A 21,224-nucleotide genomic window follows, 5' to 3' on the forward strand; every position below is an offset into this window, starting at 1 on the left:
ATCAGCGCGGTGCGGCGTGCGCGCGCTCCCAGGAGTGCTCGTGCCGGGTCAGCAGCCACGAGCCCGCCGCGCAGAGGGCGCAGGCGGCCGCGGTGGCGAGCAGGGCGGTCGCCCAGGTCGGGGCGTCGCGGCTGACGAGCAGGTTCGCGGAGGCGACCAGCACGCCGAGACCGGCGCCCGCGCTGGTGCCGAGCACGAACGGGCCGTCGCGGCGGCTCGCGACGCGCACCGCGACCATGCCGGCGACCGCTCCCGCGCCTCCGACGACTCCGATGCCCGCGCCGGAGGCCGCTCCCATGAGCAGGCCGAAGCTCACCAGCCCGGGCGGGCCGTCGGCGGCGAGGACGCCGGGCAGGTAGAGGACCAGGGCGACGGCGGCGCCGACCGCGCCGCCCACCAGGATCGCGCCGACCAGCAGGGCGGCGGTGACGTAGCCGACCCGCGCGACAGGCCGCGCGGATCCTCCGGGTTCGAACATTCGCGGCTCCATCGACGCGGCCCGCGGGGCAGCGGGCGGTCCTCGGACAGTACGCCCGAACGCCCCTCGGCGGAACCGTCGTCGGGGATCGGCGGGGCTAGCGCCGGAGGGTCTCGCTCGGGAGCTCGCCGAACCGCGTCGCGTAGTGCTGGGCGAAGCGGCCGCCGCTGATGAACCCCCAGCGTGCGGCGACGTCGCCGACCACCAGCGAGCCGATCGATCCGGCCGAGAGCTCCTCGTGCGCGCGCTCGAGGCGGACGTCGCGCAGGTAGTGCCGCGGGGTCTCGCCGAAGGCGCGCTGGAACGCCAGCTGCACGCCGCGGACCGTGAGCCCGGCCGCGTCGGCGATGTCGGCCACTCCGAGGGGCAGGTCGGCATTGGCCTGCACGAACTCCACGGCCCGGCGGAGGCGCCGCGCGCTGACCGAGGGCGGCACGGCCGGCAGCGGGGCGATGCGGTGGGCGAAGGTCTGCAGGGCGGCGAGCGCGGCGATGCGGGCGACGCCGTCGCGCTGCAGCGCGGTGGGCGTGTGCGCGGAGGCGAGGGTGTCGCGCAGGAGGCGGATCGCCGCCCACCAGGCGGTCGTGTCGCGCGCCACGGGGGCGAACCGCAGCGGGCCGGGCTCGGTGCCGTGCAGCTCGGCGGCGATCGCCTCGAGGTGGGCGGCCTCGAAGTGCACGAGCGCGTCGCGGTACTCGAGGGCCTCGAAGCCGAAGGGCCGGCCGCTCGGGAACATGGCCGGGCGCCCGACGACGAGGCGGTGCTCGTCGCGCCCCAGGTCGAGGGAGGCGCGCCCCGCGGTCAGCCAGAGGGCGACGTAGACGTCGCTCGGGGCCACCGTGCCGCGCACCCGGCCGAGGAAGGAGGCGGAGTGGAGGCTCACGGGCCCGGGCCCGGTCGTCGTGTAGCGGAACGCGAACGGCACGACCGAGCGCTCGGCCCGGAAGCCGGAGCCGTTGTACGAGCCGGCGTAGAAGTCGCGCGCCTCGTCGAGGTCGTTCCCGCGACGCTCCGACTGCCACACGGGCAGCCGTGCGGGCGGGGAAGTGCTCATCCGGTCAGTGTCCCAGGGGGCACCGACATTCTGCACTCAGTGGCGGAAAGCGGGAGAACGTGCTCAGCCGAGCGTCCCGCGCTCCAGGTCGGGTCGCTCGCCCGCCGGATCGCCGCCCGCACGCGAAACGGGGCCGCCCCGAGGGAGCGGCCCCGATTCACGGGAGGAGTCACGCACGCTTCTGGTGCGGCTCCTCGACGAGGTCCGTGTCGTCGCCGTCGTCCTCGGCGTCGATCCACTTCGAGTAGTCCGGCTCGTCCGGGTGGCTGAGCTCGCGCTCGAGCGCGCTGTAATCGACCGCCGGGCTGAACGACTTCAGCTCACGGGCGATCTTGGTGTTCTTCGCCTTCTGACGGCCGCGCCCCATGGGTGACCCCCTCACGATGACAGGCCAGACGGGCAGTGAGCCGGCTGGGGAAAAGAGCAGACAGGGAAAGTTGAAATCTACGCGGTAGTTTAGCAGACGGGGGACACGCCACCCCGGGCCTCGATCTGCCGGACGGCCGCCCATCCTCGACCGCGTCAGGAGCACCGTGGACAGCGTCGCCCCACCGCGTCCCGTCGTGGTGATCGGCGCGGGCCAGGCGGGTCTGTCCGTGGCCTACTACCTGCGCCGTCTCGGCCTCGTCCCCGGGCGCGACCTGATCGTCCTCGACCGCGGTCCGGAGCCCGGCGGGGCCTGGCAGTTCCGCTGGGAGGCCCTGCGGCTCGGCTCGGCGCACCGCGTGCACGATCTCCCGGGCATGGAGCGGATGGGGCTCTCGTTCCGCACGGCCGATCACCGGCGACCGGCACGGGACGTGGTCCGCGAGTACTACGGGCGCTACGAGGAGGAGCTCGGTCTCGAGATCCGCCGTCCGGAGTCGGTGCGGCGCGTCACGAGTGCGACGCCGCACGACACGGGGTCGCCGCTCGTCGTCGAGTCCGACCGCGCGGTCGAGCGCGCGAGCCTGCTCGTCAACGCGACCGGCACCTGGGGATCGCCCTTCGTCCCGCACTACCCCGGGCGCGACCGCTTCCGCGGCGTGCAGATCGACCCGACCGAGTACGTCCGCGCCGAGGACTTCGCCGGGAAGCAGGTGCTCGTGGTCGGCGGCGGCACCTCGGCGATCGGCTTCCTGCTGGAGCTCGAGCGGGTGGCGCGCTCGCTGACGTGGGCGACGCGGCGACCGGTGGTCTACCACGACGGCGAGCAGCTGGCGATGGAGTCGGCGGTGGAGGCGGTGGCCGAGCAGGACCGCGCCGCCCGCGCCGGGCTGCCCCTCCCGAGCATCGTCGGCGGCACGGGCGTGCAGCGCACCCGCCGGGTGGTCGCCGGGATCGAGCGCGGGCTCCTGCACGAGCGGGGGATGTTCTCGTCGATCGAGGAGGAGGGCGTGCGCTGGCCGGACGGCTCCTTCACGCGCGCCGACGCGATCATCTGGGCGACGGGCTTCCGGCCGGAGCTGCGCCACCTCGCTCCGCTCGGGCTGCGCGAGCGCGAGGGCGGCATCGCGGTCGCCGACGGAGCCTCGCTGACGGATCCGCGCGTCTTCTTCGCCGGCTACGGCCCGACGGCCTCGACCATCGGGGCGAACCGCTCGGGCCGGCGCATCGCGCGCGCGGTCGTGGCGCGCCTGCCCTGAGCGCGCCTGCCCTGAGCCGGCCTGATCTGAGCCGGTCCGCCCTGAGCGGCGCGGCGCCTCAGATCCTGCCGTCCCAGTCCACCGGCACCACGGAGCCGCGGTAGCGGATCCCGTCCACGCGGATCGGCCCGGCGAGCGCGGGCGAGAGCGGCGCGACGACCAGGGTGTCGCCTCCGGGAGCGAGCCTCAGCGCCGCCGACAGCACGGCGACGGAGGCGGCCGCCGACCAGGCCTGCGGTCGGCAGGCCGCCGGGTACGGCACCGGCGCGTGCACCTCGGCGGAGGGGTCGCCCGAGTGCAGCTCGGGCATCCGGTAGCCGAAGCCCTCGGCCGCGGCGATCAGTCCGCGCGAGAGGGTCGTCGCCGCCGCCCCGAAGCCCTCCCGGGCGAGCCCGGTGACGGCGATCGCGGTGTCGTGGGCCCAGACGGAGCCGCCGTGGTACGACAGCGGCCAGTAGCCGCCCGAGCCGGTGTCCAGGGTGCGCAGGCCGAAGCCCGAGTCGAGCCCGGGGGAGACCAGCAGCTCGGCGACCCGGGCGGCGTGCTCGGGGGAGAGGATGCCGGTGCCGAGGAGGTGGCCGAGGTTGCTGGTGATCGTGTCGACCGGGCGCCCGGCCGCGTCGAGCGCGATCGCCGGGTAGCCGCCGTCGGCGTCGTCGATCCAGAACGCCTCCGCGAAGCGCGCCTTCAGCGTCGACGCCGCCTCGCGCCACTCCGAGCCGTCGCGGCCGAGGTGCTCGAGCAGCGCCGCTCCGCCGACCATGGCCTCGTGGGCGTAGGCCTGCACCTCGCAGAGCGCGATCGGACCCTCCGCGAGCGTGCCGTCGCGCCACTGGATCGAGTCGCCCGAGTCCTTCCAGCCCTGGTTGGCGAGGCCGTGCCCCGTGGTGTCGACGTACTCGAGGAACCCGTCGCCGTCGGAGTCGCCGTCGTCGGGGAGCCAGCGCAGCGCCGCCTCCAGAGCGGGCAGCAGCTGGGCGCCGGCAACCAGTACCCGCTGCAGCTCGCGGCCGCGGTGCTGATGTCGATCCCGGTGGCCGTGCTGTTCTTCGTCTTCCAGCGGCGGATCATGAACATGACCGAGGGCGCGGAGAAGGGCTGACGCGGGGGCTCCGGCTCCTGCTGATCGAGCATCGCGCGTGGGTGACCGGTTCCTGCTGATCGAGCAGCGCACAGGGCGCGTATCGAGATTCGTGTCCGTGCGACGGGCCTCGATACGCCCCTGCGGGGCTGCTCGACCAGCATGCGGGAGTGCCGCCGTTACTTCGCGAGGAACTCCAGGACGACGCGGTTCCACTCCTCCGGGTGGCTCACGGTCACTCCGTGCGGGGCGCCGTGGACGACGTGCAGCTCGGAACCGGGGATCGCCGCGTGGGTGCGGGCGCCGGAGCCCTCGAACGGAACCGTGCCGTCGCCGTCGCCGTGGATGACGAGCGCGGGCACCGACACGTTGGGCAGGTCCTCGCGGAAGTCGGTGGTCGCGAACGCCGTCATGCAGGCGAGGGCCGCGTGCTTGGCCGACTGCTTCGCCAGAGCGATCGCCTCCTGGCGCTGCTCCTCCGTCACCTTCAGCACGCCGTCGACCGAGAAGAAGTCGGTGGTGAACTGGTCGTAGAAGTCGTCCTCGCTCTTCGTGAGGCCCGCGGTCATCTGCGCGGCCTGCGCCTTCTCGAGCGGGCCGTCCGGGTTGTCGTCCGTCTTCATCAGGTACGGCGGGACGGCCGAGGCGAAGACGACGCTGTGCAGGCGATCGGCGCCGTACTTCGTGAAGTAGCGGGCGACCTCGCCGCCGCCCATCGAGAAGCCGACCAGGGTGACGTCCTGCAGGTCGAGCTCGGTGAGGAGGGTGTGCAGGTCCTCGGTGAGCGTGTCGTAGCTGTAGCCGGTGAGCGGCTTGTCGCTGCGCCCGAAGCCGCGGCGGTCGTAGGTGACGACGCGGTAGCCGGCCTCGGCGAACGCGGGGACCTGCTCCTTCCACGACTCGCCCGAGAGGGGCCAGCCGTGGATGAGGACCACGGGGCGGCCCGATCCGCCGGTGTCGTCGACGTGCAGGTCCGTGTCCTTGAAGAGTCCGTGGTGGGCGGTGATCTCGGCCATGGCGAGTGCTCCTTCCGGCGCCGACGATCGGCGTCACTCGATGTTCGAGGACGTCCCTGCGAGCGGATGGCCGGGGCGGGGAGGGTTGACAGCTCCCGTCAGTCCGCAACGACGGCCGCGGCGAGCCCCTGCAGCGCCGCGTGCAGCCCAGCGCTCAGGGGCAGCCCGGCGTCGAGCACGGCGTTCGCGGCGGCGACCAGCACCGGTGCCGCGGGGGAGGAGACCACGGTGAGGCCGACGGGCGGATCCGTGTCGCCCGAGGGCCGCACGACCAGGACGAGCCGGGAGCTGGGAGCGCTCGTGCTGATCGACGCTCCCGATCGGGCGGGCAGTACCGCGAGGGTGCCGCGGCCGACGAACTCGCGCTCCTCCCGACTGGCGACGGTGAACGCGCCCTCGAGCGGGAGCAGGAGCACCACCGACCCCGGGTCGGCGCGGGGGCTCGGGCGGAAGTCGATCGTGCCGGCCGTGTGCCAGATCCGCCGGAGGAGCACGCCCTCGACGGCCGCCTCCTGCCCGGTGACGGCGAACGCGGGGTCGGGCCCGGCCTCGGCGTGGCGGGCCCGCAGCCAGTGCCGGGCGGAGTCGCCGCGGAGGGGCATCGGGCGGATCAGCGGATCGGACACGGCGGCTCCCGAGGAACGCGGACCTGAATCGGCCGAGACAGTGAGGAACCATCATCCTAGGAGCGGCGGGAGGCGTGGTCTCCGGAGTGGCGCGTCCTCACATGCCGATGCCGCCCCGGCCGCGCTGAGCGCGACGCCGGAGCGGCATCCGAAGGGTGGTGCGGACTACTGGAATCCGCCGCCACGGTCCTCCGGGTCCTCGATCGGGTCGGAGTCGGGAGTGTCGATCGAGTAGGTCACGTGGACCGCCTCGCCGACCTCCTTCGCGGAGACGGCGTTGTAGACGAGGTGCGTCTCCTGGCCGTCGACGGCGGCGTAGACGTCGACCTCCTTCTCGTAGCCCCCCTCGGTGCTGACGCGGTTCTCGGTCTGGCCGTCGAACGGCCCGCCCTGGAAGAAGGCGAGGTAGCTCTCGCCCTCGGCGAGTGCGCGGATGTCGTTGCTCATGCCCCCAGGTCTACCACTCGGCGCCTTCCCGCCGCTCGGCCTTGCGCTCGACGGGCGGAGGAGGGCCGGGAGCGGCGGCGGCCGTGCCGCGAGGTGGCACTGCTCGACGGGATCTCTCCGCACGCGCCGTCAGGGCACGAGCCGCTGCGTGATCGAGGCCGTCGGCCCGCTCAGCGCGATCTCGGCGAGCGCGCCGTTGACCAGGGGCATCTGCGGCGGCTGGTGCCCGATGTCGACGTCGAGGATCACCGGCACGCCGAGATCGCCGAGAGCCCGCCGCACCGCGTCCTCCTGGCTCAGCTCGGGCAGCCAGGCGCCCTCGGTCCGGCCGATCAGGACGCCGGTCGCCTGCTTGAACCAGCCCGCGAGTCGGAGAGAGGTGAGCATCCGGAGCACCGAGACGGAGTCGGACCCGGCCGCCTCCAGGTAGACGACGGTGCCCTCCGGCGCGTGCCGGCGAGCGAAGCCCGGCACGTCGCCGTAGGGCGTGCCCGCGAGCAGGGACACCGTCTCGAGGCATCCGCCGATCAAGCGGCCGGACATCGCCGCGTCCGCTGCCCCGTCGAGCGAGCGCCAGCGGGTCGGCTCCTCGTAGGCCCGATCGCGGTCGAGCGGCTCGTCCGCCCACGCACCCCACGGACGGCTCCGGCGTCGCGGCGCGGCGTGCTGCGTGAACGCGGCTCCGGGCTCGAGGCCGGCGACCTCCGTCCAGCGGTGGAACCCGACCGGCAGCTCCCACGGCTCGTCCATCAGATTGGCGCCGTGGATCGTCGCGAGCCCGGTCGTCGTCGTCAGGGGCAGGAGCAGCGTCGAGACGTCCGACCAGCCGACGAACCAGGGCCGGGCCTCCGCGAGGGCGTGCCAGTCGAGCCTCTCCAGCAGCTCGACGGCGAGCTCGCCGCCCCATGGAGGAAGGACCGCGTCCCCGCTCCGGAAGGCGTCGTGCAGGTCGGCCGCCCGATCCGCGGCGGACGCCGGAGCGAGTCCGCCGAGGAGGGCGTGCGGCCGGACCCGGACGTCGTATCCCGCCGAGCCGAGTCGGCGCGCGGCGTCCTGCAGCCGGTCGTGCAGGTGCGCGGGGACTCCCATCGAGGGCGCGGGCACCTCCACCCGGCCTCCGACGCGAAGGGGCGCGGGGTACGTGATGCTCGCCATCCGACGACGCTAACGCCCCTCGCGGCGACCGGCTTCGGATGCCCGGTCCGGCGAGTACCTCCGCGCCCTTCCTGCCCCGACTCGCCGGCTGGCCACCGAGCGCGATCGTGAGGAGGGTCGGCGCGAGTGCCGCCCACCCACCCACTCGTGCGCAGCGCCGCCCGCCGGGAAGAAAGATGGGGCCAGGAGGCGCACCGGAACGAGACGTCGCGGTCTCGCACAGGCGTCTCGGCTCCGCTGCTGCCGGCGGCGATCAGCGCCACGCGGCGCCCCTCAGCTCGTGAGGCGGCCGATCTCGTCATCGGAGAGGAGGCGGTCGGAGTAGAGCACGATGCGAGCCGCGGGGTCGGGGCTGTGCGCGTCGGGGCCCGCCCACCTCCGGTCGAGCCCGAGTCGAGCGACCGCGCGGTGCGATCGCTCGTTCCGTTCCGCGACGACCGCGGTCACGGGGAGCTCCGGCCGGAGCCGCCGCGCCCGAGCGATCCCTGCGGAGGCGACCTCCTGGGCGTACCCCCTGCCCCAGTGGTCCGGATGGACGGTGAACGCGACGTTCCAGGCCGTGTCGGCGAGGAGGCTGCATCCGCCGATCCCGATCGCGCCGTCCGCGCCGCCCTCGGGACTCCGCAGCCGGACGACCCAGCTGCTGAGGTCGTCCCGTTCCCACTGCGCCGTCCGTCGGGCGAGCACCGCCCGGGTCTGCTCGACGGAGCCGTGTCGGAGGAGGGGGTCGCCCGCCGCGATCGGCTCGTCGGAGTACAGCCGCCACAGCTCGTCCAGATCGCTCTCGGCGGGACGGAACAGCCGGAGCCGCTCGGTCGTCTCGTCGGGGCGATCACCGGCGCCGATGGTGCCGCCGCTCGCTCGAGGGGGGACTCGCGACCACCGGCGCGGTCGCTGAGGGGTGAGGCGAGCGCGGTGACCGCGCCTGGACGTCCACCTGCTCAGCCCGTGATCAGGCCGGTGAGGTGGTCGGCGGCGGCTCCGTCGGTCGAGACCGCGCTGACCGTGACGAGGCAGGCGATTCCCCAGAACCAGGTGCGACCGGGTGCCCCGGCGCTGCGCCGCTCGAAGGCGAGCCACCAGGCGCCGACCACCGAGACGCACGCCGCGACCACCGAGCCGAGCGCCATGCGGACGTACTCCTCGGGACCGGGGGAGGACCAGGCCGTGGTCGCGAGGACGATGAGCAGCGGGACCACGATCATGCCCAGCGCGCCGAGCAGCACCGCGTGGAGGTGACTGCGGGGAGGGGCACCGGCCGTCGTCGTCGCGGTCCGCGTCCGAGTCGTGTCCATGCCGCGTCCCCCGTAGCCGCGGTCCGGTCCGCGCTGCCCCGACGCTATCCGCTCGCCGTCCCGCCGTCACCCCGCACCTCGAAGCGGGCCGCGTGCCCGGGTGGCGTCAGCACCGCGCCGCCCCGGCCGAACGCCGAGAACGTAGGATGTCCGGGATGACGATCGGACGCCGCCTCTTCCTCTCGGGAGCCGCCACGGGAGTCGGGCTCCTGGCCCTCGCGGGCTGCACGCCGTCGCGTCCGACGCCGACCCGCTCGGTCACGAAGGCCCCCGTGCCCACGCCGAGCACCACCGCCGTCCCCGCGCCGGCCGCCTTCGTGCGCTCCGCCTGGGCCGAGGATCCGTACGCGCTCGGCTCCGTCTCCTACCTGCCCGTCGGCGCGACGCCGCAGCACCGCACCGACCTGGGCACCGCGGTCCTCGACCGCGTCTTCCTCGCGGGCGAGGCCACCGACACGGAGGCGCCCGGCACGCTCCAGGGCGCCTGGAGCTCCGGGGTCCGCGCGGCCGCCGAGATCAGCGCCGTCGCCGACGAGGGCGAGCGGATCGCGATCGTCGGGGCCGGTCTCGCCGGAGCGGTCGCCGCGCGGCGCCTGTCCGACGCGGGCTTCGACGTCACCGTGGTCGAGGCGCGCGAGCGCACCGGCGGCCGCATCGCCACCGCGACTCCGGACGGCTGGCCGATCGCCGTCGAGACCGGAGCCTGGGCCCTCACCGGCGCGGGAGCCGCCCTGCGCGAGAGCATCGCGGACGCGGGCGTGGTCACGACCGCGGTCGACCTCGCCGACGTCCGCTCGAGCGACGCCGACGGCGCGGCTCTCGACACCGGCACCACGGGTGCCGACGCCCTGACCCGTGCTCTCGAGTGGGGAGCGGAGCAGCCGGAGGATCTGGCGCTCGCCGAGTCGTTCGCCGGCTCCGGAGCGCCCGATCCCGCCGAGGCCGAGCCGGGCTCCGGCGACGGCGACGCCGCCCGCGTGGCGGCGCACCTCGCCGGGACGACCGCGCTGCGCACCGGCGCCGCTCCCGAGGAGCTCTCCTCCTGGTACGGACTGGGCGACGCCTCCGCCGCCACGACCGCGGAGGAGCTGAGCGACGACTCCGGCGACGCGCTGCTGACCGACGGGCTCGCGCCGCTGGTCGACACCTTGCTCGCCGACGTCGAGGTCTCGCTGCGCGCCGTGGTGAGCGGGATCGGCTACACGGACACCGGGGTCAGCATCCGGCTGGGCACCGGCGAGTCGTTCACAGCCGACCGGGTGCTGGTCACCGTGCCGATCGGGGTGCTCCAGACGGACGCGATCGCCTTCGACCCGCCGCTCCCGTTCGCGCAGCGCGCGGCCGTCGCGGCCCTCGGCTCCGGTGTCGTCGAGACGCTGTGGCTGCGCTTCGACGAGGCGTTCTGGGAGGCCGACGCCCCCGCGCGCTGGTCGCTCGTCGGCTCCGAGGCGGGCATCACCGAGTGGCTCAATCTTCAGCCGTCGACCGGCGAGGCGGTGCTCGTCGGGCTGGTCGGAGCGGATCAGGCCCTCTCGCTGCAGGACCTCAGCGACGACGAGCTGGTCACCCTCGCGCAGACGGCGCTCGAGCCGTTCGCCGTCGTCCCCGGCTGACGAGCTCGCGGAGCCGCGCCAGCGGCCCCCGCCACTCAGACGCGTGCGCCGCCCCGAGCGGCCGCACCCGGCTGAGCGCGAGGACGAACGCCGCGATGCCGGAGATCAGGCTCAGCACGATCACGTCGTAGAGCACGAACATCACGGGTCCGTCGACCTGGCCGGGGTCGAGGAAGAAGTACGGGTACCAGCCGATGAGGGCCCCGCGGACCAGGGTGATGACGCCCCAGACGATCGGGAAGCCGAGCACGGTCAGTGCCCCGCGCCAGGCGACCGGGCGGCGGCCGGGTCCGAGGATCCAGTCGAGGATCGCGAGCGTCGGGATCACGAAGTGCAGGAGCGCGCTCGACCAGGGCACGTCGACCCGCACGCCGCGGTTGTCGGCCTCGACCGCGATCAGCCCGAAGACGATCCCCGACACGACCATGTAGGTGAGCACGAGCGCCCGCACGGTGCTGAGCCAGCGCGGCTCCCGCTCGCGCGCGAGGGCGACCAGGCCGGACAGGCCCAGCACCACGACCCCGGCCATGTTCGACTGCGTCGTGAAGTAGGCGAAGAAGTTGTCGATCTGGAACGCGCGGAAGCCCAGCGTGTAGAAGAAGTCGCCGACGAGTCCGACCGCGCCCAGCCCGGCGAGGGCCAGGCGGAGGATCGCGAACGCCTTCCGCACACCCGCTCCGATCCGTCGCCGCTGGGCCCGGAGGGCCGGACTTCCGGACGATTCTACGGTCGCCGCGCTCGGAGCTCCCCGAGCGCGCGGCTCCACCGAGCGGGGGAGGCGGGCCCCGCGGAGGCAATCTAGCGTGGAGTGATGGCGCGCGCACAGGACGGGAAGGGTTCGGGTCGGATGTCGTCGGAGGAGGCGTCCCGACGCTGGAACGCGGTCACGGGTCCGCTGTTCCTCGCGGCGGGAGCGGTCTTCGCGGTCCTCGGGAATCCGGTCTGGCCGGTGTTCCTCGTCCTGGGGATCACGTTCCTCGGGCTGACCGCCGGCCCCGGGAGGCCGACGAGCCGGAGCGGAGCCCAGGAGCCGGACCGCGATCGGTGACGCGCGCTTCGCGACGCGGACACTCGCCGGCCGCGTTGCCGGGATAGCGTGCGTGTCATGCCCTTCACGCCGAGCCACGCCGTCGTCGCGCTCGCGTTCTCGAACGGCCGGATCCCCGCCGCGGCCGTGGCCATCGGCGCGATGGTCCCGGACATCGGCATGTACCTCCCGATCGCCGTCGCCCGCGAGTCCACCCACTCCCTCCTCGGCGTCGTCACCGTCGACCTGCTGCTCGGAATGCTCGGCCTCGCGCTGTGGAGCGCGGTCGTCGCTCCGGCCTGGCGCGACCTCGCGCCCGCGCTGGTCCGCTCGCGCCTGCGTCCCCGGCGCTCGCCGCCCCGCGGGGCCGCCGCATGGATCCGCGTGCTCGTCTTCGCGGCCGCCGGCATCGCGATCGGAGCCGCCAGCCACGTGATGTGGGACGGCTTCACCCACCGGGGCGGCCTCTTCGTCTCGGCGATCCCCCTGCTGCAGCAGGAGCTCGGGCCCTTCCCCGGCTTCCGATGGGCGCAGTACGCGAGCGGCGTGCTCGGGCTGCTCGGGCTCGGGATCGGCGCGGTGGTCTGGTACGTCGGCCGCCGTCCCCGGAAGCTCCGCTCCGACGGCCGGCAGCCGGTGCGCATCGCGGCCGCGGCCGTGGTGCTCGCGGCCGCGGTGGTTCCCGCCGGGATCGTGCTGGCGGGGGCGGGCATCGATCCGCTCGACGCCGCCTACCGGGCGCACGTGGTGCGGGCGGCGATCCTGCTCGTGGGCGGCGGCGCGGCAGCCGCGGTCGCCGTCGCGGCGGTCTGGTGGCTGACCGGCCGAGGGGTGCGCGGGGCCGTCGTCTGAGACGACGGAGGACGAGCCTGTCGTCTCAAGGGAGCACGGGCATCCGTCGCGAGGAGGATGCGCCGGTGCATAGCCCACCGATAGCGTCGGACACGGCCCGTTGGGGCGGGCCGCCTTCGGGGGAAGGCACTAAGGGGAAATCGGGGGCTCGCGGCACACGCCGCGGGCCCTCTACCCGTTTCCGGGCCCCCGCCGGCCGGGAGCTCCCGCCGCCTCAGCGCCGCTTCGAGCGCGGCCGGTTCTGCGCGGCCGGGCGCTGCGGGATGCGCGGAGCGCCCTCGCCGGCGGCTCCCTGGGGGAGCGAGGACGCGGGCGGGATCGGGCGGCGGGTCACCGGGCGCACCGGCTCGCCGCGGCGCGTCTGGCCGGGGATCGGCCGGGAGCGGCGTCCGTAGATCAGCTCGGACGAGTCGAGCAGCCACGGCACCAGCGCCACCGTCACTCCGTGCACCAGCAGGAGCTTCTGGCGGATCCGCCGCGACTTGTGGTTGTGGAGGAACGCCTCCCACCAGTGCCCGACGATGTACTGCGGCATGTAGACGGTGGTGATCTCGGAGCCGTGCTCGAGGCGGTGGGCCTTGATGTACTTGATCAGCGGGTACGAGATGTCGCGGTAGGGCGAGGCCACGCAGCGCAGCGGCACCTCGATGTCCATCTGCGCCCAGTCGGCCTTCAGCTGCGCGGTCTGCGCGTCGTCGATGGAGGAGTGCACCGCCTCCAGCGTCTCGTGCCGCGCCGCGATGGCGTAGTCGAGAGCCTTCAGCGTGGGCTTGTTCATCCGGCCCACCAGCACGATCGCGTGGTCGCCGTTGGCGCCGAAGGTCGTGGTCGGGTCGACCTCGATCTCCTTCTCGACGTCGCGGTAATAGCGGTAGACGCCGGCCATCAGGACACCGAGGATCGGCATCACCAGGTAGACGAGCCAGGCGCCGTGGGTGAACTTCGTGATCGTGACGACGACGAGCACCGCGAACGTCAGCGTCGCGCCGAACAGGTTGATGGCCAGGCTCGTGTAGACGGTGCGCGAGCCCTCGCCGTTGCGGATCATCCGCACCCAGTGCTTGACCATGCCCGACTGCCCGAGCGTGAACGAGACGAAGACGCCGATGATGTACAGCTGCACGAGGCTCGTGAGCGAGGCCTGGTAGACGAGCAGGATGATCGCGGCGACGAGCGCCAGGATGATCACTCCGTTGGAGTAGATGAGGCGGTCGCCGCGGGTGTTCAGCGACTTGGGCGCGTAGCCGTCGCGAGCCAGCACGGAGCCCAGCAGCGGGAAGCCGTTGAACGCGGTGTTCGCCGCGAGGAGCAGGACGGCGGCGGTCGCGGCCTGGATGATGAAGAACAGGATCGTGTTGTTGCCGAACGTGGCAGCGGCGACCTGCGCGATCACCGAGCGCTGCGGGGTCGTGGCGCAGTCGGCGAAGCCCACCAGGTGGCAGGCGTTCTCGGCGTAGTGCACGTTCGAGAGCAGGGCGAGGGCGGTCAGGCCGACGAAGAGCACGATCGCGATCGTGCCCATCGCGACGAGGGTGCGCTGGGCGTTCTTGACCTTCGGGGCGCGGAACGCGGGCACGCCGTTCGAGATCGCCTCGACGCCCGTGAGCGCCGCGCAGCCGCTGGCGAAGGAGCGCAGCAGCAGGAGGACGACGGCCGCCTGCGTGAGCTGCTCGCCCTGCACGGTGAAGCCCGCCGACTCCGCGACCGGGGTGTCGCCGAAGGCGGTGCGGACCAGGCCGACGACGACCATGACGAAGACGCTCGCGACGAAGAGGTACGTCGGGACGGCGAAGGCGCGGCTCGACTCCGAGACGCCGCGGAGGTTCACGGCCGCCAGCAGCACCACGAAGAGGATGGCCAGCTCGACCCGCAGCGGCGCCAGCTCGGGCACCGCGGAGATGATGTTGTCGACTCCGGAGGCGACGGAGACGGCCACGGTGAGCACGTAGTCCACGAGGAGGGCGGCGGCGACCGTGAGGCCCGCCGTCTCGCCCAGATTGGTGCGAGCGACCTCGTAGTCGCCGCCGCCGGACGGGTAGGCCCGGATCAGCTGGCGGTAGCTCAGCACCACCACGACGAGGAGGACGACCACGCACGCGGCCACCCAGGGGGCGAAGGTGAGGAAGGAGAGTCCGCCGAGCAGCAGGATCATCAGCAGCTCCTGCGGCGCGTAGGCCACGGAGGAGAGCGGGTCGCTGGCGAAGATGGGGAGCGCGAGCCGCTTCTGCAGCAGCTGTCCCTCGAGCTTGTCGCTGGGGAGCGGCTCGCCGATGAAGAAGTGCTTGGCGGTGCGCAGCTCGGTCGCGTCGGCCGATGATCCGTCCGCGGCGGACGGGGGGCCCTCGTGTGTCACGAGCGATGACACTACTCCGTGCGAGGGGGCAGTCAAGACGGCCGGGAGCAGGCCGAGCGGAGGCTGATCCCGCGCTGTGACCGGGAGTTTCCCGGTGCGGCGGGGAGCGACGGTCGGCGTCCTCGCGGCCGGCGCCCCGAGCGGGGGGTCAGCGGCCGTCGCGGGTCGCGGCTCCGATCAGGCCGGTGAGGCTGTCGCGGAGCGCGGTGAGCTCCTCGAGGGGGACGTCGAGCCGCTCCACGATCTGCGGAGGAACCTGCAGGGCCTGCTCGCGCAGGGCCGCTCCGGAGGGGGTCAGCGCGACGTCGAGTCGGCGCTCGTCGTCGCTGCTCCGGGCCCGCGTGACGTGGCCGCTCGCCTCCAGGCGCTTCACGAGCGGGCTGAGCGTGGCCGGCTCGAGGCGGAGGGCGGAGCCGAGGTCGGCGAGCGAGCGGGGGCTGCGCTCCCAGAGCGCGAGCATCACGAGGTACTGCGGATGCGTGAGTCCGAGCGGCTCGAGCACGGGGCGGTACAGCCCGATGACGGTGCGCGCCGCGACGGCGAGGGAGAAGCAGACCTGGTTCTGGAGGGCGAGCGGGTCGGATTCCACGACGTCATCCTCTCATCGTGCCCTGATGGTTAGTACACTAAGGATATGACGCGGAAGAAGACCGGCTCCCTCTACCAGCGCTTCAACGCGCGGCTGTTCCCCTGGATCGGCCCGCCGCCGCTCGGCCCGTACGACCAGCCCGAGCAGGAGGCGCCGGCGGGGCAGGCGTGCCCGCTCTGCGGCCGGCCGATGTCCGAGCACGTCATCGACCGCTCCGGTCCGCGCACGCAGCTGTACTGCCCGAGCGACCCCTCCTGAGTCGCACGCCCCCGTTCGGGGGTCAGGGGCTTCGGGCGGCGGGGGCGGATGATGAGCGCATGTCCCGTCTGAGCCCCACCGCCGCCCGCGTCGTCCAGTACAGCCGTTTCGGCGACGCGGACGTCCTCGAGATCGTCGAGGTCGAGCGGCCGAAGCCCGGGGCGGGCGAGGTGCTGGTCGAGGTGCTCTCCGCCGGGGTGAACCACATGGAGGCGTTCATCCGGCAGGGCCAGTTCGACTCCGACCACTCCGCGGCCTTCCCGATGCGCCAGGGCACCGACTTCTCGGGCGTCGTCGTCGCCCTCGGCGAGGGCGTCACCGACATCAGGCTCCGCAGCGACGTGGTCGGCCACGCGCTCGTCGGCTCGCACGCGACCCACGTCGTGGTGCCGCGCCGCAACCTCGTCGCCAAGCCCGCCTCCGTGAGCTGGGAGGTCGGCGGCGCGCTGTTCCTCGCCGGAGTGACCGCGTGGCGCGCGCTCGAGGCCACGCATGTCGGACCCGACGACACCGTCCTCGTCTCCGCGGCGGCCGGAGGAGTCGGCAGTCTCGAGATCCAGCTGGCGAAGCTCCGCGGCGCGACCGTGATCGGCACCTGCGGCGAGCGCAACTTCGACTACCTCCGCCAGATCGGCGTGAAGCCGGTGGTCTACGGCGACGGGATCGCCGACCGCATCCGGGCCGCGGCGCCCGGCGGGGTCACGGTGTTCCTCGACAACTTCGGCGGGGAGAACGACGCCCTCGCCGACGAGCTCGGCATCGCGGCGGGCCGCTTCCACTCCAGCGACGACCGCAAGGAGATCGAGCTGCGCGCCGTCTGGCCCGACGCCGAGACCGCCCAGCGCGACACCGAGATCCTCGGCGAGCTGGTCGGCCTCGTCGGCGAGCAGAAGCTGCGGGTGCTCGTCTCGGGCTTCTACCCCTTCGACCAGGTGCAGGACGCCTTCGACGACCTCGAGAAGCGGCACTCGCGCGGCAAGATCGTGCTCGGCATGAACCCGGTGGACCCGGCGAAGGTCACCAAGGCGCGCGACATCCACGAGGCCGGCCGCTAGCCGCACCCTCCCGGCGGCTGTCCGGGCTGCTCTCCGGGCGGCCACAATGGGGCCGTGGCGCGCGGACGCCCGGGAGGAGTGACGCGATGGAGGAGCCCGTCGTCGCGATCGTCTGGATCGTCTCGTTCGTGGTGGTGACCGTCCTGGTCACCGGGCTGTCGGGGCGGGTGAACTGGTCCGCTCCCGTGGCGCTCGTCGCCGTCGGAGCCCTCGCCTCCTTCGTCCCCGGGATCCCGGAGGTGGTGGTCGAGCCGGACGTGGTGCTGTTCGGGATCCTGCCGCCGCTGCTCTACGCGGCGGCGATCCGCACCTCCGTCCTCGACGTCCGCGCCCGCGGCGACAGCATCCTCCTGCTGTCGGTCGGGCTCGTCGTCTTCACGGTCGCGGTGGTCGGCGCGGTGGCCTGGATGGTCGTCCCGGCGATCACGGTCGCCGCGGCCCTCGCGTTCGGCGCGATCGTGGCGCCCACGGACGCGGTGGCGGTCACGGCGATCGCGGGGCGGCTCCGCCTGCCGCGGCGCATGCTCACGGTGCTCGAGGGCGAGAGCCTCCTCAACGACGCGACCGCACTGGTGGCGCTGAACGCCTCCCTCCTGGCGATCGTCAGCACGGTCACTCCCGGGCGCATCGCGCTCGACTTCGTGCTGGCCGTGGCAGTGGGCGGCGGAGTCGGGATCGGCATCGCCGTGCTGCTCGGGTTCGTGCGCAAGCAGGTGCAGTCGTCCGTGCTGGACACGAGCCTCTCGCTGGTGACGCCCTACGTCGCGTTCATCCCGGCGCAGCTGCTGCACGGCTCCGGGGTGCTGGCGGTCGTGGTCGCGGGGCTCTACCTGGGCTACCGGGCGCCGGTCATCCAGTCGGCGCAGGCGCGGATCGCGGAGTCGCTCAACTGGCGGACGATCCAGTTCCTGCTCGAGAACGCGGTGTTCCTCTTCATCGGGCTGAGCCTCTCGTCGGTGGTGGAGGCGACGGCCGACTCGGGCATCGGGGTCTGGCAGACGGTCGGCATCGGCGCGGCCGTGCTCGCGGCGCTGGTCGGGAGCCGCGTGGCCTGGATGTGCATGACGACGCTGCTGTTCCGGCACGGTCCGCGCCGGCTGCAGCAGCGCGGGTGGACCTGGCCGACCGCGATCGGGGTGTCGTTCGCGGGCATCCGCGGCGTGGTCACCCTCGCCGCCGCGTTCCTCCTGCCCGCGGAGACGCCGCAGCGCGCGTTCCTGCAGTTCCTCGCCTTCATCGTGGTGGCGGGGACGCTCGTCGAGGGGCTCGCGCTCCCGCGGCTCGTCCGCGCCCTGAAGCTCCCGGCCCCGAACGAGATGCAGGAGCACGTCGAGAAGCAGATGCTGCTCGCGGAGGCACAGGCCGCCGGGCTCGCCCGGCTCGACGCGGAGCCGCAGGACGGAGTGGAGGACCGCGTTCTCGACCGGCTGCGGCGGAACGCGACGTTCCTCGCCGACGCCCTGGAGAACCCGCCGGAGGGCGAGGGCGTGGAGCCGCTCCCGCAGGCCTACAACCGGCTCCGGCGCGTGATGATCGCGGCCGAGCGGGAGGCGGTGCTCCGCGCCCGCTCCGAGGGGCGGTACCAGGAGCCGGCGGTGGTGAGCGCTCTGGCGTTCCTCGACGTGGAAGAGGAGGCGCTGGCGGTCGGGCGGCAGTAGCGCCGAGAGGGCGGGGACCCCGGGCGGGATCCCCGCCCTCCCGGCGGTGCGGTGTCCGGGCTCAGCCCAGGGTGGAGCGGACCGAGGCGCGGGCCTCGTCGAGCGCGGCGCGCAGGGCGTCGACGCTCGCGGTCGTCACGGATCCCGAGGAGGCGGCGGTGCGCAGCTCCGCGCGCAGCTCGTCGCGGAACTCGGTGAGCAGCACCTCGGCGTCGCGCAGAGCGATCCGCGAGGCGGTGCGCGCGTCGGCCGAGGCCGGTGCGGCCTGCTCCGGCGCGGGCTGCTCGGAGGGGGTGCCGGACGTGTCCTGCGGGCGCGGCTCCTCGGCGGAGTGCTCCGGTCGGCGTCCGGGCTCCCGCGAGTCGCGCGCAGCGCTGGCCAGGTCGGCGCGGAGGCTCTTCATCGCCTCCGCGACGCCGAGGCGGACCTCGTCGGCGAGCCGGCGGACGGAGTCGGTGAGCTCCTCCTCGATGTCGCCCAGGTCGGTCGCGCGGTTCGCGAGCTCGGCGCGGCCGGCGTCGGTGATGGAGTAGACGGTCTTGCGGCCGTCGGCCTCCTTCGTGACGAGTCCCTCCTCCTCGAGCTTCGCGAGGCGTGGGTAGACCGTGCCGGCGCTGGGCGCGTAGGTGCCGCCGAAGCGCTCGCTGAGCGCCTGGATCAGCTCGTAGCCGTGGCGCGGCGACTCGGCGAGGAGGTTGAGCAGGTAGAGGCGCAGGCGGCCGTGCGCGAAGACGGGGCTCACAGCGAGCTCCCGTCCATCGGGCGGCGGTCGTCGGCGGGGCCGGTGCCGGGGGAGCCCCAGCCCTCGCCCACCGAGGCGGAGGACGCGGCGACGGACCGGCGGACGACGACCACGTCTCCCGAGACGGAGTTGGCGGCGACGTCGACCCACTTCGAGTCGAGCGAGCCCGTGGTCGAGGTGAAGCCCCGGCCGAAGGTGCCCTTGACGACGGAGCCGTCGAGCTGGAGCGTGCCCGAGACGGTGTTGATGCGGTATCGGGCGCCGAGGCCCTCGTCGACGCGGATCGTGAGGTCGCCGCTGACGGTGTTGGCCTGGATCCGGTCGGGGGTGCCCTCGGCGTCGACGAACACGCTGCCCGAGACGCCGTCGACGGTGAAGCGGGTGAGCTCGCCGGTCGCGGTGACGTCGCCGGAGACGGTGCGCGCGTTTACGCGGCCGGTGTGGCTGCGGACCGAGAGCTCGCCGTGGACGGTGTTCACCTCGATGTCGCCGTGCAGGCCGTCGACGACGATGTCGCCGCCGACCGTCGAGACGCGGGCGTCGCTGTGGAGGCCCGAGACCAGGCCGTCGGCCGAGACGGTGTCGAACTTGAGGTCGACGCCGCGGGGGACGAGGAGGCTGATGTCGGCGCGGTCGCCGCGGCGGCCGAGGCCCTTCACGACGTCGACGATGGTGTCCCAGCGGAGCTGGACGTGGTCGATCTCGAGGCGGTCGCCGTCCATCGAGACCTTGAGCGGGCGGCCGTCGACGCTGTGGACCTCCACGCGAGCGGTCGGCTCGTCGTGGGCGATGACGTCGATCTGGCCGCCGACGAGGGCGACCTTGACCGAGCGGACGACGTCGAGGTCGATGACCTTCGTCTCGCCGGCCTGTACGAGCCATTTCTCGAGGGACATGAGCTCCTCCTCCTGCACCGGGGTGCCTTTCTGAAACGCGATACATCGCGAGTGGACGAGAGTCACGATATATCTCGATCGTTGCGGTCGGCAACGGGGCTCGGCCGGTTCCCAGCGTCGAGCGGCAGGGACCGGGGGCGGGATGAGGCCGGGGGCCGGAGCCGAGGCCGCCGTCGAGGGGGTGAGGCCGCGGCGGGCGCCGTGGTAGACCGGGCGCATGGACCCGATCGCGGCACTCGAGGAGATCGCAGCACTGCTCGAGCGGGAGCGGGCCTCCCGCTACCGGGCGAAGGCGTTCCGCCGCGCGGCCGCGGTGCTGGAGGGGATGGCGTCCGCCGAGCGGGACGACCTCGCCCTCGTGCGGCGGGCCTCCGGGATCGGCGACACGACGTTCACGGTGATCGAGCAGGCGCGGTCGGGCCGGGTGCCCGACTACCTCGCGGAGCTGCGCGGCTCGGCTCCTCCACCCGCGAGCGCGCTGCGGGGACGGCTGCGCGGCGATCTCCACAGCCACAGCGAGTGGTCCGACGGGGCGACGCCCGTCCTCGCGATGGCGGACGCGGCCCGCGCGCTCGGCCACGAATACCTGGCGCTCACCGACCACTCGCCGCGGCTCCGTGTCGCCCACGGTCTCAGCGCGGAGCGGCTGGAGGAGCAGCTCGCCCATCTCGCGGGCCTCGACACCGGGCCACTGCGCCTGCTCAGCGGGATCGAGGTGGACGTCCTCGAGGACGGCGCGCTCGACCAGACGGACGAGCTGCTGGAACGCCTCGACGTGGTCGTCGCGAGCGCCCACTCGAAGCTGCGGCTGCCCTCCCGCGAGATGACCGCCCGGCTGGTCGCGGCGGCCTCGGATCCGCGGACCGACGTCCTCGGCCACGTCACGGGGCGGCTGGTGTCGGGCGAGCGCGGCACCCGCCCGCCGTCGACCTTCGACGCCCGGGCCGTGTTCCGCGCGTGCGCCGACCACTCCACCGCGGTCGAGATCAACGCCCGCCCCGAGCGCGAGGACCCGCCGGACGAGCTGATCGCGGTCGCGCTCGAGGAGGGCTGCCTGTTCTCGATCGACAGCGACGCGCACGCTCCGGGCCAGCTGGGCCTGCTCGACTACGGGGCCGAGCGGGCGGAGCGGCTCGGCGTCCCGGAGGAGCGGATCGTGACCACCTGGCCGGTCGAGCGGCTCCTGGAGTGGACCCGCGGCTGAGGATCCTCGCGCGTTGCGCAGACGAACTGCGGCCATCACCCCCTTGACAGGAGGCCGTACCGCGGGAGGAGATCCGACGCAAGTGGCGAAATCCCAGCCGCCCAGGCGGCATGCTCGGTACCGATCCGCTCCTCCTGGGCCGCTCCAGCGGTCGGGAGTCGCGCTCCGTCGCACTCTCCACTCCGACAGACCAGGTGAAC

General features: G+C 73.7%; 23 protein-coding genes and 1 pseudogene. 9 read left to right on the top strand and 15 right to left on the bottom strand.

Annotated elements, in window-relative coordinates:
* Position 1: 1 nt before the first annotated feature.
* From C5C46_RS11850 to C5C46_RS11860, 3 genes are all read right to left on the bottom strand, one after another.
* Entirely contained in the window at positions 2-478 is a 477-nt protein-coding gene (locus tag C5C46_RS11850; RefSeq protein WP_104226816.1) for a hypothetical protein, read from the bottom strand.
* 97 nt (positions 479-575) lie between these two features.
* Positions 576-1,532 (bottom strand): helix-turn-helix transcriptional regulator, encoded by a 957-nt coding sequence (locus C5C46_RS11855; protein ID WP_104337536.1) that lies wholly within the window; start codon positions 1,530-1,532, stop codon positions 576-578.
* A gap of 169 nt (positions 1,533-1,701) precedes the next feature.
* Positions 1,702-1,899 carry a DUF3073 domain-containing protein gene (locus tag C5C46_RS11860; protein WP_097167615.1) on the bottom strand — a complete coding sequence of 66 codons (198 nt, stop codon included), beginning with the start codon at positions 1,897-1,899 and terminating at the stop codon, positions 1,702-1,704.
* 166 nt (positions 1,900-2,065) lie between these two features.
* Here C5C46_RS11860 and C5C46_RS11865 point away from each other — a divergent pair, with 166 nt between their 5' ends.
* A complete protein-coding gene (locus C5C46_RS11865) occupies positions 2,066-3,157 on the top strand; it encodes an FAD-dependent oxidoreductase (RefSeq protein ID WP_104226818.1) in 1,092 nt (363 codons plus the stop codon).
* 58 nt (positions 3,158-3,215) lie between these two features.
* On the opposite strand, the gene C5C46_RS11870 is transcribed toward C5C46_RS11865, so the two are convergent.
* Positions 3,216-4,160, bottom strand: coding sequence for an amylo-alpha-1,6-glucosidase (locus C5C46_RS11870; protein WP_374953796.1), 945 nt, complete (start codon positions 4,158-4,160; stop codon positions 3,216-3,218).
* Between C5C46_RS11870 and C5C46_RS11875 the strand changes: the two are divergent.
* Positions 4,113-4,259, top strand: a pseudogene (locus C5C46_RS11875) (carbohydrate ABC transporter permease); the annotation flags it as partial. The gene C5C46_RS11870 and the pseudogene C5C46_RS11875 overlap by 48 nt on opposite strands.
* Before the next feature lie 158 nt (positions 4,260-4,417).
* Here the strand turns inward: C5C46_RS11875 and C5C46_RS11880 are convergent.
* The 6 genes from C5C46_RS11880 to C5C46_RS17270 all read right to left on the bottom strand — a co-directional run bounded on the left by C5C46_RS11880 (position 4,418) and on the right by C5C46_RS17270 (position 8,777).
* Positions 4,418-5,254: an alpha/beta fold hydrolase gene (locus C5C46_RS11880; RefSeq protein ID WP_104223760.1), complete on the bottom strand. Its 837-nt coding sequence runs from the start codon at positions 5,252-5,254 to the stop codon at positions 4,418-4,420.
* A 98-nt stretch (positions 5,255-5,352) separates the two neighbouring features.
* Positions 5,353-5,880 (bottom strand): hypothetical protein, encoded by a 528-nt coding sequence (locus C5C46_RS11885; protein ID WP_104226819.1) that lies wholly within the window; start codon positions 5,878-5,880, stop codon positions 5,353-5,355.
* A gap of 165 nt (positions 5,881-6,045) precedes the next feature.
* Positions 6,046-6,327 carry an oligoribonuclease gene (locus tag C5C46_RS11890; RefSeq protein WP_104223758.1) on the bottom strand — a complete coding sequence of 94 codons (282 nt, stop codon included), beginning with the start codon at positions 6,325-6,327 and terminating at the stop codon, positions 6,046-6,048.
* A 129-nt stretch (positions 6,328-6,456) separates the two neighbouring features.
* Positions 6,457-7,482, bottom strand: coding sequence for a S66 peptidase family protein (locus tag C5C46_RS11895; RefSeq protein ID WP_104226820.1), 1,026 nt, complete (start codon positions 7,480-7,482; stop codon positions 6,457-6,459).
* A gap of 273 nt (positions 7,483-7,755) precedes the next feature.
* Complete coding sequence (locus C5C46_RS11900; protein WP_258059464.1) at positions 7,756-8,517, bottom strand: GNAT family N-acetyltransferase; 762 nt, start codon at positions 8,515-8,517, stop codon at positions 7,756-7,758.
* Complete coding sequence (locus C5C46_RS17270) at positions 8,424-8,777, bottom strand: hypothetical protein (RefSeq protein WP_258059462.1); 354 nt, start codon at positions 8,775-8,777, stop codon at positions 8,424-8,426. Before C5C46_RS17270 ends, C5C46_RS11900 begins: the two co-directional genes overlap by 94 nt.
* A gap of 155 nt (positions 8,778-8,932) precedes the next feature.
* Here C5C46_RS17270 and C5C46_RS11905 point away from each other — a divergent pair, with 155 nt between their 5' ends.
* A complete protein-coding gene (locus tag C5C46_RS11905; RefSeq protein ID WP_181068386.1) occupies positions 8,933-10,390 on the top strand; it encodes an NAD(P)/FAD-dependent oxidoreductase in 1,458 nt (485 codons plus the stop codon).
* Here the strand turns inward: C5C46_RS11905 and C5C46_RS11910 are convergent.
* Positions 10,341-11,060 (bottom strand): Pr6Pr family membrane protein, encoded by a 720-nt coding sequence (locus C5C46_RS11910; protein ID WP_104226823.1) that lies wholly within the window; start codon positions 11,058-11,060, stop codon positions 10,341-10,343. The two genes, C5C46_RS11905 and C5C46_RS11910, sit on opposite strands and share 50 nt — an antisense overlap.
* 141 nt (positions 11,061-11,201) lie before the next feature.
* On the opposite strand from C5C46_RS11910, the gene C5C46_RS11915 reads away from it, so the two are divergent.
* Positions 11,202-11,438, top strand: a complete 237-nt coding sequence (locus tag C5C46_RS11915; protein WP_146076574.1) for a hypothetical protein — start codon at positions 11,202-11,204, stop codon at positions 11,436-11,438.
* Positions 11,439-11,495: 57 nt separating this feature from the next.
* Positions 11,496-12,269, top strand: coding sequence for a DUF4184 family protein (locus C5C46_RS11920; protein ID WP_104223752.1), 774 nt, complete (start codon positions 11,496-11,498; stop codon positions 12,267-12,269).
* 214 nt (positions 12,270-12,483) lie between these two features.
* Here the strand turns inward: C5C46_RS11920 and C5C46_RS11925 are convergent, their stop codons facing one another.
* Both C5C46_RS11925 and C5C46_RS11930 read right to left on the bottom strand, forming a co-directional pair.
* The gene (locus tag C5C46_RS11925) at positions 12,484-14,622 is read right to left on the bottom strand and encodes an APC family permease (protein WP_374952928.1); all 2,139 of its coding nucleotides are present in this window, start codon (positions 14,620-14,622) and stop codon (positions 12,484-12,486) included.
* 148 nt (positions 14,623-14,770) lie between these two features.
* Positions 14,771-15,211 carry a MarR family winged helix-turn-helix transcriptional regulator gene (locus tag C5C46_RS11930; protein WP_104226825.1) on the bottom strand — a complete coding sequence of 147 codons (441 nt, stop codon included), beginning with the start codon at positions 15,209-15,211 and terminating at the stop codon, positions 14,771-14,773.
* Positions 15,212-15,256: 45 nt separating this feature from the next.
* On the opposite strand from C5C46_RS11930, the gene C5C46_RS11935 reads away from it, so the two are divergent.
* The 3 genes from C5C46_RS11935 (at position 15,257) to C5C46_RS11945 (ending at position 18,182) form a co-directional block, all read left to right on the top strand.
* The gene (locus tag C5C46_RS11935; protein ID WP_104223750.1) at positions 15,257-15,469 is read left to right on the top strand and encodes a hypothetical protein; all 213 of its coding nucleotides are present in this window, start codon (positions 15,257-15,259) and stop codon (positions 15,467-15,469) included.
* Positions 15,470-15,528: 59 nt separating this feature from the next.
* Positions 15,529-16,524, top strand: coding sequence for an NADP-dependent oxidoreductase (locus C5C46_RS11940; protein WP_104226826.1), 996 nt, complete (start codon positions 15,529-15,531; stop codon positions 16,522-16,524).
* Between the two features lie 86 nt (positions 16,525-16,610).
* Positions 16,611-18,182 (top strand): sodium:proton antiporter, encoded by a 1,572-nt coding sequence (locus tag C5C46_RS11945; RefSeq protein WP_104223748.1) that lies wholly within the window; start codon positions 16,611-16,613, stop codon positions 18,180-18,182.
* Between the two features lie 61 nt (positions 18,183-18,243).
* Here the strand turns inward: C5C46_RS11945 and C5C46_RS11950 are convergent, their stop codons facing one another.
* Positions 18,244-18,924 (bottom strand): PadR family transcriptional regulator, encoded by a 681-nt coding sequence (locus tag C5C46_RS11950; RefSeq protein ID WP_104226827.1) that lies wholly within the window; start codon positions 18,922-18,924, stop codon positions 18,244-18,246.
* Complete coding sequence (locus C5C46_RS11955) at positions 18,921-19,820, bottom strand: DUF4097 domain-containing protein (protein WP_258059463.1); 900 nt, start codon at positions 19,818-19,820, stop codon at positions 18,921-18,923. Before C5C46_RS11955 ends, C5C46_RS11950 begins: the two co-directional genes overlap by 4 nt.
* Before the next feature lie 217 nt (positions 19,821-20,037).
* On the opposite strand from C5C46_RS11955, the gene C5C46_RS11960 reads away from it, so the two are divergent.
* Positions 20,038-21,024 carry a PHP domain-containing protein gene (locus tag C5C46_RS11960; protein ID WP_104226828.1) on the top strand — a complete coding sequence of 329 codons (987 nt, stop codon included), beginning with the start codon at positions 20,038-20,040 and terminating at the stop codon, positions 21,022-21,024.
* Positions 21,025-21,224 lie beyond the last annotated feature (200 nt).

This window comes from Rathayibacter sp. AY1E6, assembly GCF_002931115.1.
Lineage (GTDB): Bacteria > Actinomycetota > Actinomycetes > Actinomycetales > Microbacteriaceae > Rathayibacter.